The organism is Escherichia fergusonii ATCC 35469 (assembly GCF_000026225.1).
Lineage (GTDB): Bacteria > Pseudomonadota > Gammaproteobacteria > Enterobacterales > Enterobacteriaceae > Escherichia > Escherichia fergusonii.
In genome coordinates, this window is the sequence record NC_011740.1 from 4,302,059 (window position 1) to 4,321,854 (window position 19,796).

The window sequence follows — 19,796 nt, forward strand, 5'->3', positions numbered from 1 at the left end:
TCGAAACGCCGGATTATGTGGTTATGCCATTTTCCGGCGATTTTCGTTTTGGCAGAAACAGCCATAACCCCGCCAGCATGATCAGCGCATAGAAACTTTTCCAGCCGACCATCGTCAATAACAGAACGCATAACAGCCCGCCAGTCACCGCCAGTAGCCGATAACGTCCTTGCAATAATTTACAACCAGCCAGCATGCATAACAGGTAAATCATAATAAAGATGCCATTGGCATAAATAATAAGAGCGTCCAGATTGATTTCTAAAGCATGGATCACCAACGTGCTCACCACGCAGCAACCGAGCACAGCATTAAGGGCATTATTCGGGATATGGCGAGAAGAGAGGCGTGCCAGGTAGTGGTCAGGATTATGTTGCGCCTGCGACCAGACCAGGCGGGCGAAGCTCTGTATATAAATGTTGAGACTGGCAAAGCAGGCCAGATAGCCAATCACGCAGGCAATCCATAACGCTCCTACACCGAACAGTTGAACTACAATTTTTGGAAGCGATGCTGCCGCCGCCATTTTTTCACCATAGGCGTCGAAGTGTAAGACGACTACCGTACAGCCCCAGTAGACTAATCCTGCCAGCAGCAGACCAATCATCAACGCGCGAGGAAAATCACGCTCTGGATTTTTAAATTCCGAGGCGAGATGGGCAAATGCCTCCAGACCGACAAAGCACCAGAACATCACTGATAACGCAGCAAATAACCCGGTAAGTTCGATATTACCTGGTGCAGGGAAGGGGATATTCGCAGGTTTGATATCACCCGCCCACCAGATGGTGATAATCAGCGTGACGATAAGCCCGGCAATGACCGTTTGTAGATTAGCACTGGAACTGGCACCGCGAGTACCGATATACCACACCAGCGCCAGCGTACCGAGTTCTGCCAACAACAGTTGCCAGCTATGCCAGCCAAACATCGCCTGTCCGAACCCGGCAGCAATTTGTAGCGCGGCAGGTAAACCTACGGGAATGACCGATAAAAACAGCCAGCCGGTGACTCGCTCAAGCCGCGAACCAAACGCCATACCGACGAAGTGTGCGACGCCGCCTGCACTGGGATAGTGGCGCCCCAGAATCGCAAACACAATCGCAATCGGGAACACTAAGATAATCAAAACGGGCCACGCCCACAGGCTGGTATTGCCTGCTACCAGTGCAGCTAACGCAGGAACGGCAAACACGCCGGTGCCTAATAATGACGTCGATAGCAGGCCGATGCCCTGGGCCAGCCCCAGTTCTTGTTTGAGTCCACTCATGGGTTGATATCCGATTGCGCCCAAATTTTGGGCAACTGCGTAGATTTTCGATGGTAGCACAATCAGATTCGCTTATGACGGCGATGTAGAAATTGTGATGAAACGTGAGGTGAATCAGGATTTTTACCCGATTTTGTGCTGATCAAAATTTTTTTTCATTTTCCCCCTTGAAGGGGGATAAGCCCATCCCCATTTCTCTGGTCACCAGCCGGGAAACCATGTAAGGTCCGGCGTCACCCATAACAGATACGGACTTTCTCAAAGGAGAGTTATCAATGAATATTCGTCCATTGCATGATCGCGTGATCGTCAAGCGTAAAGAAGTTGAAACTAAATCTGCTGGCGGCATCGTTCTGACCGGCTCTGCAGCGGCTAAATCTACCCGTGGCGAAGTGCTGGCTGTTGGCAATGGCCGTATCCTTGAAAATGGCGAAGTGAAGCCGCTGGACGTGAAAGTTGGCGACATCGTAATTTTCAACGATGGCTACGGTGTGAAGTCTGAGAAGATCGACAATGAAGAAGTGTTGATCATGTCCGAAAGCGACATTCTGGCAATTGTTGAAGCGTAATCCGCGCACGACACTGAACATACGAATTTAAGGAATAAAGATAATGGCAGCTAAAGACGTAAAATTCGGTAACGACGCTCGTGTGAAAATGCTGCGCGGCGTAAACGTACTGGCAGATGCAGTGAAAGTTACCCTCGGTCCGAAAGGCCGTAACGTAGTTCTGGATAAATCTTTCGGTGCACCGACTATCACCAAAGATGGTGTTTCCGTTGCTCGTGAAATCGAACTGGAAGACAAGTTCGAAAACATGGGTGCGCAGATGGTGAAAGAAGTTGCCTCTAAAGCGAACGACACTGCAGGCGACGGTACCACCACCGCAACCGTACTGGCTCAGGCTATCATCACTGAAGGTCTGAAAGCTGTTGCTGCGGGCATGAACCCGATGGACCTGAAACGTGGTATCGACAAAGCCGTTACCGCTGCAGTTGAAGAACTGAAAGCGCTGTCCGTACCGTGCTCCGACTCTAAAGCGATTGCTCAGGTTGGTACTATCTCCGCTAACTCCGACGAAACCGTAGGTAAACTGATCGCTGAAGCGATGGACAAAGTCGGTAAAGAAGGCGTTATCACCGTTGAAGACGGTACTGGTCTGCAGGACGAACTGGACGTGGTTGAAGGTATGCAGTTCGACCGTGGTTACCTGTCTCCTTACTTCATCAACAAGCCGGAAACTGGCGCAGTAGAACTGGAAAGCCCGTTCATCCTGCTGGCTGACAAGAAAATCTCCAACATCCGCGAAATGCTGCCGGTTCTGGAAGCCGTTGCAAAAGCAGGCAAACCGCTGCTGATCATCGCTGAAGATGTTGAAGGCGAAGCGCTGGCAACTCTGGTTGTTAACACCATGCGTGGCATCGTGAAAGTCGCTGCGGTTAAAGCACCGGGCTTCGGCGATCGTCGTAAAGCTATGCTGCAGGATATCGCAACCCTGACCGGCGGTACCGTAATCTCTGAAGAGATCGGTATGGAGCTGGAAAAAGCGACCCTGGAAGACCTGGGTCAGGCTAAACGTGTTGTAATCAACAAAGACACCACCACCATCATCGATGGCGTGGGTGAAGAAGCTGCAATCCAGGGCCGTGTTGCTCAGATCCGTCAGCAGATTGAAGAAGCAACTTCTGACTACGACCGTGAAAAACTGCAGGAGCGCGTAGCGAAACTGGCAGGCGGTGTTGCAGTTATCAAAGTTGGTGCTGCTACCGAAGTTGAAATGAAAGAGAAAAAAGCACGCGTTGAAGACGCCCTGCACGCGACCCGTGCTGCGGTAGAAGAAGGCGTGGTTGCTGGTGGTGGTGTTGCGCTGATCCGCGTAGCGTCTAAACTGGCTGACCTGCGTGGTCAGAACGAAGAGCAGAACGTGGGTATCAAAGTTGCACTGCGTGCAATGGAAGCTCCGCTGCGTCAGATCGTACTGAACTGCGGTGAAGAACCGTCTGTTGTTGCTAACACTGTTAAAGCTGGCGACGGCAACTACGGTTACAACGCAGCAACCGAAGAATACGGCAACATGATCGACATGGGTATCCTGGATCCAACCAAGGTAACCCGTTCTGCTCTGCAGTACGCGGCTTCTGTGGCTGGCCTGATGATCACCACCGAGTGCATGGTTACCGACCTGCCGAAAAACGATGCAGCTGACTTAGGCGCTGCTGGCGGTATGGGCGGCATGGGTGGCATGGGCGGCATGATGTAATTGCCCTGCACCTCGCAGAAATAAACAAACCCTCAGGCAGAAATGTCTGGGGGTTTTTCTTTTAGTCATCTTTTTAGTATAAGATTCACACACAGACGCGAGTGGCGTCCAGCTCATTGATTATGGGGAATAACATGCACGTAAAATACTTAGCAGGGATTGTCGGTGCCGCGCTACTGATGGCGGGTTGTAGCTCCAGCAACGAATTGAGTGCTGCCGGTCAGAGTGTACGCATTGTAGACGAGCAGCCAGGTGCAGAGTGCCAGCTGATTGGTACTGCGACAGGTAAGCAAAGTAACTGGCTTTCCGGGCAACACGGTGAAGAAGGCGGTTCTATGCGTGGTGCGGCAAACGATCTGCGCAACCAGGCAGCTGCAATGGGTGGTAACGTGATTTATGGTATCAGCAGCCCGACACAAGGTATGTTGTCCAGCTTTGTTCCGACTGACAGCGAAATCAGCGGTCAGGTTTACAAGTGCCCGAACTGATTAATGTGAGAGATGATGAACCCCATCGCTGGGGTTCATTGGTATATCTGCTATTACTTTTGTTCAGCAGCTTTTTGGGCAGTTTGGACTCGCAAATGATGCAGGGCACGTAAACACTGCTCCTGAGTCAATTGTTGCGAACTGTTAGCCGTTAACGTTCTGACAGACACCTGGCACGGTGTTTGCGCGATTTTCTTCAGACGTGGGCTAAAATCAAGCAGTCGACGGGTGATGCCCTCAACTTCTTTACCGCCTGAGGGCGCGCGGGATTTCACAATAGAACCGCAAAACTGTTCTTTGCCTTCCTGATCCTGATAACGATAAATAACTGCCAGATAATGGCTAAATAAATTATGTTTCCACTCTGGCTGATCATAAGAGTCATATTCCAGATTACCGTTATCCTGACAATCGACATCAAATAAAGGTAAGAAATCTAATAAAGAAGTCATTCTCTGAGCCAGTTCGAGCATTTCAGCATTATTGATGGCATGAATGATCGCTCTTGCTATCATTTCAATTTGCAGTTCATTCACCTGTAATTCACATTGACTTCCGTCATGTAAAGTTAATGCGAAAATTAAATCTTCACCCTGATTACTGATTAATGAAAGCGTTTTAATTCGACGATTAATATCGGCATTTTTCAGTTCCTCTACCTGAAGTTCCGGGATGTTTTCAACCATCTTTTTGTTGGCTTTATCGCGGGCTTTCTCGTAGTTCTGTCGCTCATCAGCATTTATCTGCTGTTTTTGCCAGAGTCTGCTTTCAAGCGCGATCAGCAGGTCACGCAGCTCCATAACGGAAAAGAAAAATAATGATTCTTTATTGCGTGGTTCGCGAATTTTTAATGCCAGCGCAATAAAAGTATCTTTTTGACGAATAACACCAGTATTTACGCCTTTAATACTTATGGCCATTGTAGGTTCTCCCTAACCATTACTAAATCTAATTATTATTGAAGATTTATATAGTTAATGAATGATGTAGTGGTAAAGGCGATTAAAATAACACAAATTTGAATGTTTACTCTATGGGTTGAGTAACAAAAAGCATCCAGCAAATTTAATGGTTAAGTTGCAAGCCATAAATAAAGGCGCCTGAAAAAGACTCCTTATATTGAGGACAAAGTGCATTGTACCCATTGCCGGATGCGGCAGAAATGGCTTATATGGCCTACAAATCTAGAAAATTCAATATATTGCAGAAACCATGTAAGCCCGATAAGCATAGCGTATCGGGCAATTTCGCGTGTGTCATTAGCTGTAGGTGACTGAAAAATCCATCTTTTGGTTTAATGCTGACGTAATTGCAGATCCAGCGGCGTTTTACTGGGTTCGCCGCCAATTTCACGCGCCAGTTTCGGCACCAGATATCCCGACACCAGTGTCAGCAACTCACGCATAATCTGCCGTGCTTCGTCATCACTCACCATAAAATGCGCCGCGCCCTGTACTTTATCGAGCACATGCAGGTAATACGGCATCACGCCCGCATCGAACAACGCATTACTCAGGTTTGCCAGCGTTTGTGCGTTATCGTTCACACCACGTAACAGAACGCTCTGGTTCAGCAAAGTAACGCCTACCCGGCGCAACTTAGCCATAGCCTGGCGGAATGTTTCATCTACCTCATTGGCATGGTTGATGTGATTCACCAGCAAGATTTGCAGCGTAGAATGTGAAAAGCGTTCAACCAGCGCATCTGTGATGCGTGCCGGGATCACAATCGGCAGACGGCTGTGAATCCGCAGACGTTTGATATGCGGGATGGCTTCCAGTTGTGTAAGCAACCAGTCCAGTTCGTGATCTTTCGCCATCAGCGGATCGCCGCCGGAGAAAATCATCTCGTCCAGTTCCGGATGCGCAGCAACATACTCAAGTGCAGTCTGCCAGTTACGCTTGTTGCCCTGATTTTCGGCATACGGGAAATGGCGACGGAAGCAATAGCGGCAATTTACCGCGCAGCCGCCTTTGACCAGCAAAAGCGCCCGGTTGTGGTATTTATGCAACAAACCAGGCACTACGCTGTGCTGTTCTTCCAGCGGGTCGGTGGAGAATCCGGGCGCGACGACAAACTCATCTTGCGAGGTAAGTACCTGACGCAAAAGCGGATCGTCCGGATTGCCTTTCTCCATGCGATCGATAAATGAGCGGGGCACACGCAGGGCAAACAGCTTTTTGGCGCTGCGTCCGGCCAACAGTTTTTCGTCCGCGTCTATATTCAAAAGACGCAGAAGTTCATCAGGATCGGTCACAACATCGGCAAGTTGCGTTAACCAATCTTCTCTGGATGGGGTATTTAGGGTTACAATATGCGCCATTTTGTGGCTTAGCTACCAATTAACAAATTTCAGAGGGCCTTATGGCAACGTACTATAGCAACGATTTTCGTGCTGGTCTTAAAATCATGTTAGACGGCGAACCTTACGCGGTTGAAGCGAGTGAATTCGTAAAACCGGGTAAAGGCCAGGCATTTGCTCGCGTTAAACTGCGTCGTCTGCTGACCGGTACTCGCGTAGAAAAAACCTTCAAATCTACTGATTCCGCTGAAGGCGCTGATGTTGTCGATATGAACCTGACTTACCTGTACAACGACGGTGAGTTCTGGCACTTCATGAACAACGAAACTTTCGAGCAGCTGTCTGCTGATGCAAAAGCAATTGGCGACAACGCTAAATGGTTGCTGGATCAGGCAGAGTGTATCGTAACTCTGTGGAATGGTCAGCCGATCTCCGTTACTCCGCCGAACTTCGTTGAACTGGAAATCGTTGATACCGATCCGGGCCTGAAAGGTGATACCGCAGGTACTGGCGGCAAACCGGCTACCCTGTCTACTGGCGCTGTGGTTAAAGTTCCGCTGTTCGTGCAGATCGGCGAAGTCATCAAAGTGGATACCCGCTCTGGTGAATATGTCTCTCGCGTGAAGTAATACGGTTGTGGTGCGGCCTGCAGGCTGCACCATCACTTATTCTGGTCAGAGATGATGAAACGCCTTATCGTTCTTGTTTTGCTTGCCAGCACGCTGCTCACGGGCTGTAACACCGCTCGCGGTTTCGGCGAAGACATCAAACATCTCGGCAACTCCATTTCCCGCGCTGCCAGCTAATTTTTCTTCTCTTCCGAAAAATCATCAGATTTCCGTCATTTTTGGCGATGTTGTCTATTATTAATTTGCTATAGGCAAACATAAATAACATTACCTAAAAGGAAGACGTTATGGTGAAGAAGACAATTGCAGCGATCTTTTCTGTTCTGGTGCTTTCAACAGTATTAACTGCCTGCAACACCACGCGTGGCGTTGGTGAAGACATTTCTGATGGCGGTAACGCGATTTCTGGCGCAGCAACGAAAGCGCAGCAATAAGCAATAACGGTACGACAGGTGTGTCGTGCCGTTTGTTTTTTCTGCGATAGTCACTAAGGTAATAGTTGAAATTCCCCTGCCACCTGGCAAAATATTCGTTCAACCAACCGCTTTGCAGGACGACCTGCAAACGCGTCTTTTCACCGGGGACGGCCCCAATTCTCCGGAGCCTGATATGTCCTGGATTATCTTAGTTATTGCTGGTCTGCTGGAAGTGGTATGGGCCGTTGGTCTGAAATATACCCACGGTTTTAGTCGTTTGACGCCAAGTGTTATTACCGTGACGGCGATGATTGTCAGTATGGCGCTACTTGCCTGGGCGATGAAATCGTTACCAGTAGGGACAGCTTATGCCGTGTGGACGGGTATTGGCGCAGTCGGCGCGGCCATCACCGGTATTGTGCTGCTCGGTGAGTCCGCTAACCCGATGCGCCTGGCGAGCCTGGCGTTAATCGTATTGGGGATTATTGGTCTGAAACTCAGCACTCACTAACTACCGGGTTGCTGTACCCAAATAAACTTACTGACATCAAACCCTTCCCGGGTCGCGACTGCCAGCATCTCCTGTTTCACTTCGTCAGAAATGGTTGGCGTGCGGGAGAGTATCCACAGGTAGTCGCGGTCCGGACCGCAAACCAGCGCATGGCGGTATTCCCGATCGAGTGCAATAACGTTATAACCGCCATAGAAAGGACCAAAGAATGATACTTTCAGCGCAGCGCGAGTTGGTGCGCCGGTAAAGTACGCTTTCCCTTCACTCTGTTGCCACATTTCTCTGTCAGGGTTATAGCCTTTATTAATGACATTCAGGCCGCCGTCATCCCGTAGGCTGTATGTTGCGGTGACTTTTTCCAGTCCACGTTCAAAGCGGTGATCAAAACGGGCAATCTCATACCAGGTACCGAGATAGCGTTTAGCGTCGAAATTATTCACTACGGTCACGCCACGCGGTGGCGTAGGAGAACTGCAGGCAACGACCAGAAATGCAGCTGTCGCTGCGGCAACGAGAGGGAGCAGGCGCATAAATGTTTCCTTACTGGTTTTTTTCTAAGTGTAGATGACAGCAAGGAAAAGCGGAGAAAAGGTCCGAAAATTCGGACCCGATGAAATTTTACTGTAGAGCGTTGAGAATCTGCCAGGCGGCGGTAACTCTCGCTGGATTGGGATAATTTTTGTTAGCCAGCATCACGATACCCAGCTCTTTTTCTGGAATAAACGCGACATAGCTACCAAATCCGCCGGTCGCCCCCGTTTTATGTACCCATGATGCGCGCACTGCAGGAGTTGGGGGCGTAATCGCTTTTACGGGGCGTGCTGCCAGTGCAATTTTATTGTCACTGCCGTTAATGATAATGTCAGGATTTACCGGCCAGTCCAGCATTTCCCAGCCCAGGCCCTGATACATATCGCCGGTTTGCCAGTAGCGAGATTGTGCCAGTTGTATCCCTTGTTGAAGTGTTTTCTCATTGATATTTCGGGGGTTTAAATTGCTTTGCACCCAGCGGGCCATATCTTCAATGGTCGACTTCACACCATAAGCTTCAGCGTCTAATTCCCCTGGCGAAACATGCACTGCCTTACCTTCGCGATATCCCCAGGCGTAATGCTTTTCTTCTGCGGGCGGCACATTAATCCACGTATGGTTGAGTTTGAGTGGCTGGAAAACACGAGTTTGCATCGCCTGTTCAAAGCTCAAATCGGATGGTTTCACAGCCAGTGCACCGAACAAACCAATACTGGCGTTGGCATACAGACGTTGTGTTCCTGGAGCCCATGCAGGCTGCCAGTTTTGATAGAAGCGCAGCAAGTCGCTTGAGGATTTAACATCATCCGGCACCTGTAACGGCAGGCCGCCAGCGGTGTAGGTCGCAAGATGTAATAGTGTGATCCCATTCCACTGTTTAGCGGTAAGTTCAGGCCAGTATTTTGTTGCGGGATCGCTTAGGTTGATTTCCCCTCGCGCAATAGCGTCGCCACCAAGCACGCCCGTAAATGTTTTGCTGACCGAGCCTAACTCAAACAGCGTTTGCTGCGTGACGGGCTGCTTTTTATCTACGTCCGCATAGCCCCAGGTAAAGTAATAAGGTTTGCCCTGATAAATCACCGCCACCGCCATACCGGGGATCTTTTGTTGCTCTATAAGCGGGGTAATTGTGCGATGCACAATCTCGTTGAGCTGTTGCGGGGCGGAAAGTGCGGAGCAAGAGGCGGTAATTAATAAGGCGCAGAGCGTCGTTTTGAACATAGGGTCTGGTTTCCATACAAAACGGCCCGCCATAGGCGGGCCGGATTTACATTGGCGATGCGTTAGATTGTAACGACACCAATCAGTGTGACAACTGTCAGGATAGCAGCCAGACCGTAGAAAACCCATTTGCCCGCAGGTACGTGGATTTTCAGATCGTGCATCGCGTGGTGCATACGGTGTAAACCACACCACAGTGGCAGAACGATCATCAGGAACAGGAATACGCGACCAATGAAGCTTTGCGCGAACGCCAGAACGCGCTCGTAGCTTAGCGCATCACCCGGAAACAGCCCCAGCGGCAGCAGAATACCCACCAGCAGGATCATCACCGGCGCAATGATGGCGCTCCACATACCACCGGCCCCGAAGAGGCCCCAGAATACCGGTTCGTCAGAACGCTTTGGATTTGGATTAATCATCTCAGGCTCCTTACCAGTACAGGGCAACAAACAGGATTACGATGGTGGCAACCACGGTTACCGCCCAGAGACTTTTGATAATTGGCTCTGGTCCCATTTTTTCGTCTTTTACAATGATATTGGCCGCTTTCGGTGCCAGCTCAAACCAGGTTTTGGTGTGCAGCAGAGCTGCTGCCAGAGTGATCAAGTTAATGATCACGATAACCGGGTTTTGTAAAAAGTCGACGAATCCCGCCCAGGCTTCCGGGCCATTTTTCAGGGCAAACAGCCCGAAAATCAGTTCAATGCTGAACCACACAGCCGGAACTGCCGTGCCTTCGCGCAGCATGTAAAAGCGATAAAACGGCAATTTTTTCCACCAGGTGGACGTCATTGGCCGTACATACGGTTTACGTTTAGTCGTCATGTTGCACTCCTTAGCGTGGTTTCAGGGTCGCGATAAGAAAGTCTTTCGAACTTTCTACTTTGCCCTGCTGAATGGCCGCAGCCGGATCGACGTGTTTCGGACAGACTTCGGAGCAGTAGCCCACGAAAGTACAGCTCCATACGCCGTTCTGGCTGTTCAACTGCGCCATACGCTCCTTCTTACCGTGGTCGCGGCTATCTTCGTTATAACGATGCGCCAGCGTAATGGCAGCCGGACCGATGAACTCGGGGTTCAGGCCAAACTGCGGGCACGCGGCGTAGCACAGACCACAGTTGATGCAACCGGAGAACTGGTGATACTTCGCCATCTGCGCCGGGGTCTGGATGTTAGTACCCTGATCCGCGGTGCGGGAGTTGCCGATGATGTACGGTTTGATCGCTTCCAGACTTTCGATGAAGTGGGTCATATCGACCACCAGATCGCGTTCAATCGGGAAGTTAGCTAACGCTTCAACCTTCATACCGTCGGTGTAGTCACGCAGGAAGGTTTTGCATGCCAGTTTTGGCACGTTGTTAACCATCATGCCGCAGGAACCACAAATCGCCATACGGCAGGACCAGCGGTAGCTCAGGTCCGGTGCCAGGTTGTCTTTGATGTAGCCCAGCGCATCCAGTAATGAGGTAGTTGCGTCATAAGGCACTTCATAGAATGCGCTATGCGGTGCGGTATCGACTTCCGGGTTATAGCGCACCACCTCAATTTTCAGGTTTTTCATCTCAGCCATTCGCCTTCTCCTTCTTATTGGCTGCTTCCGCCTTATCGGCTGCATCCGCTTCGCCACCGTAAACGCGTTTAGCTGGCGGCAGCGTAGTAATCTTCACGTCGCTGTACTCCAGGCGAGTAGTGCCATCAGCATCGCGGAAGGCGAGGGTGTGTTTGAGGAAGTTGACGTCGTCACGCTCGGTGCAACCTTCGTCCAGACGCTGGTGCGCGCCGCGAGACTCTTTACGTGCCATTGCGGAGTGCGCCATACATTCAGCAACGTTCAGACCGTGGCCCAGTTCAATGGTGTAGAGCAGGTCGGTGTTGAACACGCTGGAGGTGTCGGTGATGCGCACGCGCTTGAAGCGTTCCTGTAGCTCAGCCAGCTTGTCGATGGTTTTCTGCATCAGTTCCGGCGTACGGTAGATACCGCAACCTTCTTCCATAGCCAGGCCCATTTCGTCGCGGATCTTCGCCCAGTTTTCGCCGCCATCCTGGTTAACCAGATCTTTCAGACGTTGTTCAACGCCAGCAGCCTGCGCTTCAATTGCCGCTTCGTTGCCATTACCGGCAGTTGCTGCACGTTCTGTCGCTTGTTCACCGGCCAGACGACCGAAGACCACCAGTTCCGCCAGGGAGTTGGAGCCCAGACGGTTTGCGCCGTGCAGACCAACAGAGGAACATTCACCCACGGCGAACAGACCTTTAATGCGGGTTTCACAGTTCTGATCGGTTTCGATACCGCCCATGGTGTAGTGTGCGGTCGGACGTACTGGAATCGGTTCTTTAACCGGATCGACGCCAACGTACGCTTTCGCCAGTTCGCAGATGAACGGCAGACGTTCATGCAGTTTTTTCTCGCCGAGGTGACGCAGGTCGAGATAAACTACATCGCCACGCGGCGTGGAGATGGTGTTGCCTTTACGCCATTCGTGCCAGAAGGCCTGAGAAACTTTGTCGCGTGGACCCAGTTCCATATATTTGTTTTTCGGCTCGCCCAGCGGAGTTTCCGGGCCCATGCCGTAATCTTGCAGATAACGGTAGCCATTTTTGTTGACCAGAATACCGCCTTCACCGCGGCAGCCTTCGGTCATCAAGATACCGGAACCTGGCAGACCGGTTGGGTGATACTGAACGAATTCCATGTCACGCAGCGGAACGCCGTGGCTTAGCGCCATACCCATACCGTCACCAGTAACGATACCGCCGTTGGTGTTGTAACGATAAACGCGACCCGCACCGCCGGTAGCCATAACGACCGCGTTAGCGCGGATCTGCACCAGCGTGCCTTCCATCATGTTCATTGCCACCAGGCCGCGAACATGACCATCATCAACCAGAATATCCAGTACGAAGTGCTCGTCAAAACGCTGGATCTGCGGGAATTGCAGAGAGGTCTGGAACAGCGTGTGCAGCATATGGAAGCCGGTCTTATCGGCGGCGAACCAGGTACGCTCAATTTTCATGCCACCGAAGCGACGTACGTTGACGCTACCATCCGGGCGACGACTCCACGGGCAGCCCCATAACTCAAGTTGAGTCATTTCAGTAGGGCAATGATGAACAAAATAGTCCACGACATCCTGTTCACACAGCCAGTCGCCACCGGCTACTGTATCGTGAAAGTGGTATTCAAAGCTGTCATGATCTTGCGCGACAGCGGCAGACCCCCCTTCTGCAGCAACAGTGTGGCTGCGCATTGGGTATACTTTTGAGATTAGTGCGATTTTTGCATTAGGATTTGCCTGCGCGGCAGCAATTGCAGCACGTAATCCCGCGCCACCGGCGCCTACAATGGCAAGATCGGCTTGAAAGGTTTGCACGACATTCCTCCAGATTATTGTTACTTCGCAGCCTCATAATTCCAGGCAAAGCGCCTGAAAAATACCGACTACGAACGCTATTCCACTGCTCCTTTATAGGTACATCAGTATAGTCTTACGCACTCCTGGAAAATTTGACGTGTTCGAATTTTTTGGCAGGCAAGTGGCCTGAATTATCACTGATTTTGATTAATTTAATTACGAAACCAGCGGTTTGCACTTTTTTTAATCTTTCTTTTTCATCTGAATAATAACGTGCAAAATTTGTCTCCCCGACGCGATACGAGTAGACTTCCTGCCCTTGTCATAAACAGGAGAAAGCATCATGAGCGAAACGGCAACCTGGCAGCCGAGCGCATCCATCCCAAACCTTTTAAAACGTGCAGCGATTATGACGGAAATTCGGCGTTTCTTTGCCGATCGCGGCGTACTGGAGGTGGAAACGCCTTGTATGAGCCAGGCAACGGTTACAGATATTCATCTCGTCCCGTTTGAAACGCGTTTCGTAGGCCCTGGGCACTCTCAGGGGATGAATCTTTGGTTAATGACCAGCCCGGAATACCACATGAAACGCTTGCTGGTAGCCGGTTGCGGGCCAATCTTTCAGTTGTGTCGTAGTTTCCGCAATGAAGAGATGGGGCGACATCACAATCCTGAATTCACCATGCTGGAGTGGTATCGTCCCCACTATGACATGTATCGACTGATGAATGAAGTGGATGATCTACTGCAACAAGTTCTTGATTGTGCCCCTGCGGAAAGTCTTTCATATCAGCAGGCCTTCCAGCGTTATCTGGAGATTGATCCTCTCTCTGCCGACAAAGCGCAGCTTCGGGAAGCGGCAGCAAAACTCGATTTGAGTAACGTGGCTGACGAAGAAGAAGATCGTGACACTTTGCTACAACTGCTCTTTACCTTTGGTGTAGAACCAAATATTGGTAAAGAAAAACCGACATTTGTGTATCATTTTCCGGCCAGTCAGGCATCACTGGCGCAAATCAGTACCGAAGATCATCGGGTCGCTGAACGCTTTGAGGTTTACTATAAAGGTATTGAGCTGGCGAATGGTTTCCATGAATTAACGGATGCTCGTGAACAAGAGCAACGATTCGAGCAGGATAACCGCAAACGTGCCGCGCGCGGGTTACCGCAGCATCCTATTGATCATAACCTGATTGAGGCGCTGAAAGTTGGGATGCCTGACTGCTCTGGCGTGGCGCTGGGGGTGGATCGCCTGGTCATGCTGGCGTTGGGGGCTGAGCGTTTGTCTGACGTTATTGCCTTTAGTGTCGATCGGGCGTAATTCCGAAAATCACTTCATTAAGAGACAAAATGGCGTTTTGAACGCCATTTTGTAGCATATATTTTCATTTTCGCGCGAAAAGCCACAATTTCAGGCTGGATATTTGCTATCATCCTGCCCCAATTTATCTTGTTATTGAATGTCGATCTTCTTTAGGGAAATTGACATTAAACAGTGGGCGCTTTTTAAGGGTGCTCGTGAGTGTGAGAGTAACTTAATGAATCAATCAATAAAAAAGATGAGCCTTATGGGGCTCATACTTATGATCTTTACATCCGTATTTGGATTTGCAAATAGCCCATCTGCTTTTTATTTAATGGGTTATAGTGCAATACCCTTTTATATTTTATCTGCATTGTTATTCTTTATTCCATTCGCCTTAATGATGGCTGAAATGGGAGCCGCCTACCGTAAAGAGGAAGGGGGAATCTATTCCTGGATGAATAATAGCGTAGGGCCACGCTATGCCTTTATTGGTACTTTTATGTGGTTCTCTTCTTACATCATCTGGATGGTAAGTACCTCTGCAAAGGTTTGGGTTCCATTTTCCACTTTTCTTTTTGGTAGTGACATGACACAACACTGGCGCTTTGCGGGGCTGGAGCCTACGCAGGTGGTAGGTTTACTGGCTGTTGCATGGATGATCATCGTTACCACCGTTGCGTCAAAAGGGATTAATAAAATCGCACGTATTACGGCGGTAGGCGGTATTGCCGTAATGTGTCTTAATTTAGTATTGCTGTTAGTGAGTATTGCCATTTTGTTATTAAATGGTGGTCATTTTGCGCAGGATATTAATTTTGTCACATCGCCAAATCCGGGATACCAGTCTGGACTGGCAATGTTGTCTTTTGTCGTATTTGCCATATTTGCTTACGGCGGTATTGAAGCTGTCGGTGGACTGGTGGATAAAACGGAAAACCCGGAAAAAAACTTTGCCAAAGGTATTGTGTTTGCCGCAATTGTTATTTCTATCGGTTATTCATTAGCAATATTCCAGTGGGGAGTTAGCACTAACTGGCAGCAAGTATTAAGTAACGGTTCCGTTAACCTGGGCAACATTACTTATATTTTGATGAAAAGTCTGGGAATGACGCTAGGTAACGCGATGAATCTGTCCCCGGAATCAGCATTGACCCTGGGCGTATGGTTTGCGCGTATTACCGGGCTTTCAATGTTCCTCGCCTACACTGGCGCGTTCTTTACGCTCTGCTATTCGCCACTGAAAGCTATTATCCAGGGAACGCCGAAAGCATTGTGGCCGGAACCGATGACTCGCCTGAATACGATGGGTATGCCTTCTATCGCAATGTGGATGCAGTGCGGATTGGTTACTGTCTTCATCCTGCTGGTTTCGTTTGGTGGTGGCACCGCATCGGCATTCTTTAACAAGCTAACGCTGATGGCGAACGTGTCTATGACGCTTCCTTACCTGTTCCTTGCACTGGCTTTCCCGTTCTTTAAAGCACGTCAGGATCTCGACAGACCGTTTGTGATTTTCAAAACGCGTATGTCGGCAATGATTGCGACAGTGGTTGTCGTACTGGTGGTGACATTTGCGAACGTCTTCACCATCATTCAACCTGTGGTTGAAGCCGGAGACTGGGACAGCACATTGTGGATGATTGGCGGCCCTGTCTTCTTCTCGCTGTTAGCGATGGCGATTTACCAGAACTATTGCAGCAGAGTGGCAAAAAATCCGCAGTGGGCGGTGGAATAACCCGATGCCCTATCGTCTGCCTGACGATAGGGCGCAATGACAGGGAATTAGCGGGATTTCGTATGCGCTATAGCGAAATTAAGCGACCGATTATCTCATGAGTGCGCGCATGTTTGTCTTGTGCTGCATCTGGTTTGTTGTAGCGATCCCCTGGATAGTCATCACTTCCACGCTGGACAAAGAGTGGATGATTGATGAAGGTGGGGTTAAAAATATCTGCCATGTGCTGGAGTATCTGGAAAATGACGATACCCGTGATGTCGGTGTGATAATGACGTTACCGCTCTTTTTCCCCTTTTTCTGGTTCGCGCTGTGGCGAAAAAAACGCGGTTGGTTTATGTATGCCACCGCACTGGCTATTTTCGGCTACTGGTTGTGGCAGTTTTTTCTGCGCTATCAGTTTTGCTTGTGAGCCGGATGGGTTCATCCGGCCACAAAGACCTTACAAACTTCCCGTCTGACGACCTCTGCCCGCAGAAGTTAATGTTCTCCCCGTTTGCTTACCGTTGAGGCTTTCCAGACGCATCTGGAAGGGCGGGAATGGCATATCGATACCGTGGGCATGGAATCCTGCCAGAATCAGCTGGTGAATCTCATGGCGTAGTGGCATGCGGTGACCCATCTCAGCGGCGTAAATACGCAGCTCGAAAATCTGAATACCCTGTTGCAGATCCACCAGGAAGACTTCCGGTGCTGGGTTATCGATTACCAGCGAGCAGCGACGCGCTGCGGTGAGCAGGATTTCCGTCACTTCTTCACTGTTGGCATCGGCAGGGGCCGGAATCGTCAACACCACGCGCGTGACCGAGTCAGAGAGCGACCAGTTGATAAACTGCTCGGTAATAAACGCCTTGTTCGGCACGATAATTTCTTTGCGGTCCCAGTCGCTGATGGTGGTGGCGCGGGTGTTAATTTTCGTCACACTACCGGTAAGATCGCGGATCGTTACCGTATCGCCAATGCGAATCGGTTTTTCGAACAGGATTATCAGGCCAGAGATAAAGTTGGCGAAAATTTCCTGCAAACCAAAACCGAGACCAACACCGAGCGCGGCGACCAGCCACTGCAATTTCGACCACTCAATACCAATCATTGAGAAGCCGACCAGCCCGCCAATCAGCATCAGCAGATATTTGGTGATGGTGGTGATGGCGTAACCAGTGCCCGGCGTTAAATCGAGGTGCTGCAAAATCGCCAGTTCCAGCAGCGCGGGCAGGTTGCGCACCAGCTGCGTGGTGATGATAAACACCAGAATGGCAATCAGCACCGCACCGAGGGTAATCGGCTCCAAACTTTCTACGCCCTGTACCGTGGAAGTGACATCCCACAGCGAAATATTTTCAAGGAAGCCGAAAGCGGAATGGATTTCTGACCACAGCACAATGACCGAAAGCAAGGCGATCAACATCAAAATTGAGCGCACCAGCCGCAAGGATTGCGCACTGATGGCATCGAGATCGACTTCGCTTTCATCGACTTCAATTGCCCCTTCCGGGCTACTGTGATGATGCGCTTCCTCTTCGCCACGCGCACGCTGCGCTAACATCTCTGCCCGGCGATGCTTCGCCCGGTCAAACGCCAGCCTGCGGCGTTGGATCAGCATCCAGCGGCGGATAACGTGATAAACCACCAGTAGCAGGAACCAGATGGCAACTGAGGTTTCAAGCCTTGCTAACAGTGCCTGCGCCGTTGCCAGATAACCCACCGCCGACGCCAGAATGGCAACCAACGGCGCGCCAATCATCATGTTCCACAGCATATGGTTGGTAATGTTGTCGCCGCTGCCTTCTTTGTTGAGATACAACGGAATCCCGGCCTTTTTCAGGCTGAGGGTGACTACCGCCAGTGCACCGCAAATGAGGATAAAACAAAGCCGTCCCAGCGAACCGGAGAATTCACGGTCGTCGAGGTTATCGAACATCATCAGCGCCATAATCAGCGGCACAATAAGCCCGATGCTCATCAGGTAGTAACGCATCCCACGGGAAACCCGTTCGCGTGGCCAGCCGAAATGAGCGATAAACAAGCCGTTCGGACGGGCAAAGGTGGCACAAATCATCACTACCCACAGCAGCGGTACGGTGGCCGTTACGCCATCACCAATTGCGACCGCCAGCGGATAAGGCCACGCCTCGCGCAAGCCGTAACCCAGCGTCATCCACAGCACCGGTAGCGGTGATGCGACGAGAATCGACCAGAAAAGGGTGCGCAACGTCAGCCAGAAGTGATCCTGAGTCACTTTGCCGACTTTCGCCGCCGAACGTTCAAGAAAACGGGTGAAATAGCGGCGCGAGTAAATACTGCAACCGACCAGAATCAACGCGCCAAACAGCGGCAAAATCGTCTCTTTGCTGGTCAGCATCATTACGCTGGCTTTGCCCAACTGACTGAAGGTGTCCAGCGAAATGAGACGACGCAGATCCTGGGCGATCTCCAGCGGCCAGGCGATGGTCATCGGGCGCACGTCAGAAGTCCAGAACAGGTATCGGTGCGTCGCTTCATTCACTTCTTTCAGCGCATCTTCCAGTTGCCCGTTGGAGACTTTCAGCTTGGTCAGCTCCAGCAGTAACGTGTCGCCGCCCTGTAACAATGAGTTAAGTAACTCACGCTGAGTGCGCAGCTGTGCTTCAAGAATACGGTTTTGCTCGGCGGTCAGCGGCTGACCGTCGGCCTGATGGATTTGTCGTAGCAGCGGCTGTTTATTAAGCAGATCCTCATAACGTAACCGTTGCACACGCAACTGCGCCATTTCGGTATCAAGCTGTTGTGGTTTTGGCATTTCCGGCAGCCGTGCCACCTGCGCCCGCAACGCTTCGCCGAGCAGGTTGGACGATCCCAGCCATTGTGATTGTTCACGCAGCGTATTCAACGCCTGCCGGACCTGTAACGTCTGGCTGGCAGCCTGACGCTGTTGCGAGGCAACGAGATCCATCCGCTGCGCCTGTTGATTCAGCGCTGCCGACAGCTCGCGGTTAATTTTGAATTGCGCGACGATATCTTTCGGCAAATCGGCACTGTTTTCCGCCAGCAATTCGGTGCTTTCCAGCGCCCGCTCCGCCTCAAGCTGGCGTTGGCTGTTCAACTGATTACGCAAGGCCTGCAAATATGCATCCAGCTGTTGGCTCTCTTTTTCTGCCAGCTCTGAGCGCAAGCGCGCTAATTCTTGCCTGTTATTGGCAGACAGCTGTGCCAGTTCCAGTTCATCAACGAGCGCCTTCAGTCGCGCAGAGTCAGACTGCAAAGCAAAATTTTGCGCCTGATTAAGCGGGGTATTGCCGGTAAGCGTTCCAAGGCGGCGCTCGATTTCATTCAACTGGCGGCGGGCGTCAGTTTGCTGTTGCGGCAGTTGATTCAGCGAATCGGCAATCTCGCGGGCGCGCTCTTGCTCTTGCTGGGCCTGACGGCTCTTATCCAGTAACTGACTGCTGACCTGGAGAATTTCTTGATTCAGCGCGTCGGTAGACATTCCAGGCGATACGCTGCGCGGCTCGTCACGCATGTTGTTTAATTGCGCGCGCAGAGTAGCGGAGAGTTTCGGGTAATTATCAATGACTTCTTGATATTGCTTGATGCGCTCAAGGGAACCTTTTCGTTCCTCAAGCGCATTTAAGGCGGACTGGAGTGCCTCTACGACTTCCGGCTGAGCGGGTTTCGCCGCTTTTGCCTGCTCCAGTTCCTGGGTGATTTGTTTACTATCGGGGGCCGTCGCGGCGTACGCCCCCCAACTGAGGCACCAGGCCATCAGAAAAGTGATAATCAGGCGCACGTCAGC

The 19,796-nt window shown here is 50.8% G+C and carries 20 protein-coding genes; 10 read left to right on the forward strand and 10 right to left on the reverse strand.

Annotated features, from left to right (window positions below):
- Positions 1 to 13: 13 nt before the first annotated feature.
- Positions 14 to 1,270 (reverse strand): L-methionine/branched-chain amino acid transporter, encoded by a 1,257-nt coding sequence (yjeH, locus tag EFER_RS20915; RefSeq protein WP_000015864.1) that lies wholly within the window; start codon positions 1,268 to 1,270, stop codon positions 14 to 16.
- Between the two features lie 275 nt (positions 1,271 to 1,545).
- On the opposite strand from yjeH, the gene EFER_RS20920 reads away from it, so the two are divergent.
- The 3 genes from EFER_RS20920 to EFER_RS20930 all read left to right on the forward strand — a co-directional run bounded on the left by EFER_RS20920 (position 1,546) and on the right by EFER_RS20930 (position 4,017).
- The gene (locus EFER_RS20920) at positions 1,546 to 1,839 is read left to right on the forward strand and encodes a co-chaperone GroES (RefSeq protein WP_001026276.1); all 294 of its coding nucleotides are present in this window, start codon (positions 1,546 to 1,548) and stop codon (positions 1,837 to 1,839) included.
- A gap of 43 nt (positions 1,840 to 1,882) precedes the next feature.
- Complete coding sequence (gene groL / locus EFER_RS20925; RefSeq protein WP_000729132.1) at positions 1,883 to 3,529, forward strand: chaperonin GroEL; 1,647 nt, start codon at positions 1,883 to 1,885, stop codon at positions 3,527 to 3,529.
- A 134-nt stretch (positions 3,530 to 3,663) separates the two neighbouring features.
- Complete coding sequence (locus EFER_RS20930; protein WP_002431742.1) at positions 3,664 to 4,017, forward strand: DUF4156 domain-containing protein; 354 nt, start codon at positions 3,664 to 3,666, stop codon at positions 4,015 to 4,017.
- 53 nt (positions 4,018 to 4,070) lie between these two features.
- Here the strand turns inward: EFER_RS20930 and yjeJ are convergent, their stop codons facing one another.
- Together yjeJ and epmB are read right to left on the reverse strand one after the other, a co-directional pair.
- Positions 4,071 to 4,937 (reverse strand): YjeJ family protein, encoded by an 867-nt coding sequence (gene yjeJ, locus EFER_RS20935; RefSeq protein WP_001008087.1) that lies wholly within the window; start codon positions 4,935 to 4,937, stop codon positions 4,071 to 4,073.
- Between the two features lie 374 nt (positions 4,938 to 5,311).
- Complete coding sequence (gene epmB, locus EFER_RS20940; protein WP_000940515.1) at positions 5,312 to 6,340, reverse strand: EF-P beta-lysylation protein EpmB; 1,029 nt, start codon at positions 6,338 to 6,340, stop codon at positions 5,312 to 5,314.
- A 41-nt stretch (positions 6,341 to 6,381) separates the two neighbouring features.
- Here epmB and efp point away from each other — a divergent pair, with 41 nt between their 5' ends.
- The 4 genes from efp (at position 6,382) to sugE (ending at position 7,875) form a co-directional block, all read left to right on the forward strand.
- Positions 6,382 to 6,948 (forward strand): elongation factor P, encoded by a 567-nt coding sequence (efp, locus tag EFER_RS20945; RefSeq protein WP_000257278.1) that lies wholly within the window; start codon positions 6,382 to 6,384, stop codon positions 6,946 to 6,948.
- A gap of 51 nt (positions 6,949 to 6,999) precedes the next feature.
- Complete coding sequence (gene ecnA / locus EFER_RS20950; RefSeq protein WP_000977757.1) at positions 7,000 to 7,125, forward strand: lipoprotein antitoxin entericidin A; 126 nt, start codon at positions 7,000 to 7,002, stop codon at positions 7,123 to 7,125.
- Between the two features lie 110 nt (positions 7,126 to 7,235).
- Positions 7,236 to 7,382 (forward strand): lipoprotein toxin entericidin B, encoded by a 147-nt coding sequence (gene ecnB / locus EFER_RS20955; RefSeq protein WP_000239596.1) that lies wholly within the window; start codon positions 7,236 to 7,238, stop codon positions 7,380 to 7,382.
- A gap of 175 nt (positions 7,383 to 7,557) precedes the next feature.
- Positions 7,558 to 7,875: a quaternary ammonium compound efflux SMR transporter SugE gene (sugE, locus tag EFER_RS20960; RefSeq protein ID WP_000118482.1), complete on the forward strand. Its 318-nt coding sequence runs from the start codon at positions 7,558 to 7,560 to the stop codon at positions 7,873 to 7,875.
- Here the strand turns inward: sugE and blc are convergent.
- The 6 genes from blc to frdA form a co-directional block, all read right to left on the reverse strand.
- On the reverse strand, positions 7,872 to 8,405 hold the full coding sequence (blc, locus tag EFER_RS20965; protein ID WP_001238369.1) for a lipocalin Blc: 534 nt from the start codon (positions 8,403 to 8,405) through the stop codon (positions 7,872 to 7,874). The genes sugE and blc overlap by 4 nt on opposite strands.
- Positions 8,406 to 8,493: 88 nt before the next feature.
- Positions 8,494 to 9,627 (reverse strand): BlaEC family class C beta-lactamase, encoded by a 1,134-nt coding sequence (locus tag EFER_RS20970; RefSeq protein ID WP_015953934.1) that lies wholly within the window; start codon positions 9,625 to 9,627, stop codon positions 8,494 to 8,496.
- Positions 9,628 to 9,689: 62 nt separating this feature from the next.
- Positions 9,690 to 10,049, reverse strand: a complete 360-nt coding sequence (gene frdD / locus EFER_RS20975; protein WP_000609663.1) for a fumarate reductase subunit FrdD — start codon at positions 10,047 to 10,049, stop codon at positions 9,690 to 9,692.
- Between the two features lie 10 nt (positions 10,050 to 10,059).
- Complete coding sequence (gene frdC / locus EFER_RS20980; RefSeq protein WP_000208757.1) at positions 10,060 to 10,455, reverse strand: fumarate reductase subunit FrdC; 396 nt, start codon at positions 10,453 to 10,455, stop codon at positions 10,060 to 10,062.
- A gap of 10 nt (positions 10,456 to 10,465) precedes the next feature.
- A complete protein-coding gene (gene frdB / locus EFER_RS20985) occupies positions 10,466 to 11,200 on the reverse strand; it encodes a fumarate reductase iron-sulfur protein (protein WP_000829498.1) in 735 nt (244 codons plus the stop codon).
- Positions 11,193 to 13,001, reverse strand: coding sequence for a fumarate reductase (quinol) flavoprotein subunit (frdA, locus tag EFER_RS20990; RefSeq protein ID WP_001192973.1), 1,809 nt, complete (start codon positions 12,999 to 13,001; stop codon positions 11,193 to 11,195). The genes frdB and frdA overlap by 8 nt, the downstream gene beginning before the upstream one ends.
- A gap of 325 nt (positions 13,002 to 13,326) precedes the next feature.
- On the opposite strand from frdA, the gene epmA reads away from it, so the two are divergent.
- The 3 genes from epmA to EFER_RS21005 all read left to right on the forward strand — a co-directional run bounded on the left by epmA (position 13,327) and on the right by EFER_RS21005 (position 16,436).
- Positions 13,327 to 14,304 carry an elongation factor P--(R)-beta-lysine ligase gene (gene epmA, locus EFER_RS20995; RefSeq protein WP_000004800.1) on the forward strand — a complete coding sequence of 326 codons (978 nt, stop codon included), beginning with the start codon at positions 13,327 to 13,329 and terminating at the stop codon, positions 14,302 to 14,304.
- Positions 14,305 to 14,521: 217 nt separating this feature from the next.
- Positions 14,522 to 16,024 (forward strand): glutamate/gamma-aminobutyrate family transporter YjeM, encoded by a 1,503-nt coding sequence (gene yjeM, locus EFER_RS21000; protein ID WP_015953935.1) that lies wholly within the window; start codon positions 14,522 to 14,524, stop codon positions 16,022 to 16,024.
- Between the two features lie 97 nt (positions 16,025 to 16,121).
- A complete protein-coding gene (locus EFER_RS21005) occupies positions 16,122 to 16,436 on the forward strand; it encodes a YjeO family protein (protein WP_001276181.1) in 315 nt (104 codons plus the stop codon).
- 30 nt (positions 16,437 to 16,466) lie between these two features.
- Here EFER_RS21005 and mscM read toward each other — a convergent pair whose 3' ends face one another.
- On the reverse strand, positions 16,467 to 19,790 hold the full coding sequence (gene mscM, locus EFER_RS21010) for a miniconductance mechanosensitive channel MscM (RefSeq protein ID WP_001236836.1): 3,324 nt from the start codon (positions 19,788 to 19,790) through the stop codon (positions 16,467 to 16,469).
- Positions 19,791 to 19,796: the final 6 nt, after the last annotated feature.

Coding starts and splice junctions, on each gene's coding strand:
- yjeH (WP_000015864.1), bottom strand. CDS start 1,270: ATGAGTGGACTCAAACAAGAACTGGGGCTGGCCCAGGGCATCGGCCTG.
- EFER_RS20920 (WP_001026276.1), top strand. CDS start 1,546: ATGAATATTCGTCCATTGCATGATCGCGTGATCGTCAAGCGTAAAGAA.
- groL (WP_000729132.1), top strand. CDS start 1,883: ATGGCAGCTAAAGACGTAAAATTCGGTAACGACGCTCGTGTGAAAATG.
- EFER_RS20930 (WP_002431742.1), top strand. CDS start 3,664: ATGCACGTAAAATACTTAGCAGGGATTGTCGGTGCCGCGCTACTGATG.
- yjeJ (WP_001008087.1), bottom strand. CDS start 4,937: ATGGCCATAAGTATTAAAGGCGTAAATACTGGTGTTATTCGTCAAAAA.
- epmB (WP_000940515.1), bottom strand. CDS start 6,340: ATGGCGCATATTGTAACCCTAAATACCCCATCCAGAGAAGATTGGTTA.
- efp (WP_000257278.1), top strand. CDS start 6,382: ATGGCAACGTACTATAGCAACGATTTTCGTGCTGGTCTTAAAATCATG.
- ecnA (WP_000977757.1), top strand. CDS start 7,000: ATGATGAAACGCCTTATCGTTCTTGTTTTGCTTGCCAGCACGCTGCTC.
- ecnB (WP_000239596.1), top strand. CDS start 7,236: ATGGTGAAGAAGACAATTGCAGCGATCTTTTCTGTTCTGGTGCTTTCA.
- sugE (WP_000118482.1), top strand. CDS start 7,558: ATGTCCTGGATTATCTTAGTTATTGCTGGTCTGCTGGAAGTGGTATGG.
- blc (WP_001238369.1), bottom strand. CDS start 8,405: ATGCGCCTGCTCCCTCTCGTTGCCGCAGCGACAGCTGCATTTCTGGTC.
- EFER_RS20970 (WP_015953934.1), bottom strand. CDS start 9,627: ATGTTCAAAACGACGCTCTGCGCCTTATTAATTACCGCCTCTTGCTCC.
- frdD (WP_000609663.1), bottom strand. CDS start 10,049: ATGATTAATCCAAATCCAAAGCGTTCTGACGAACCGGTATTCTGGGGC.
- frdC (WP_000208757.1), bottom strand. CDS start 10,455: ATGACGACTAAACGTAAACCGTATGTACGGCCAATGACGTCCACCTGG.
- frdB (WP_000829498.1), bottom strand. CDS start 11,200: ATGGCTGAGATGAAAAACCTGAAAATTGAGGTGGTGCGCTATAACCCG.
- epmA (WP_000004800.1), top strand. CDS start 13,327: ATGAGCGAAACGGCAACCTGGCAGCCGAGCGCATCCATCCCAAACCTT.
- yjeM (WP_015953935.1), top strand. CDS start 14,522: ATGAATCAATCAATAAAAAAGATGAGCCTTATGGGGCTCATACTTATG.
- EFER_RS21005 (WP_001276181.1), top strand. CDS start 16,122: ATGAGTGCGCGCATGTTTGTCTTGTGCTGCATCTGGTTTGTTGTAGCG.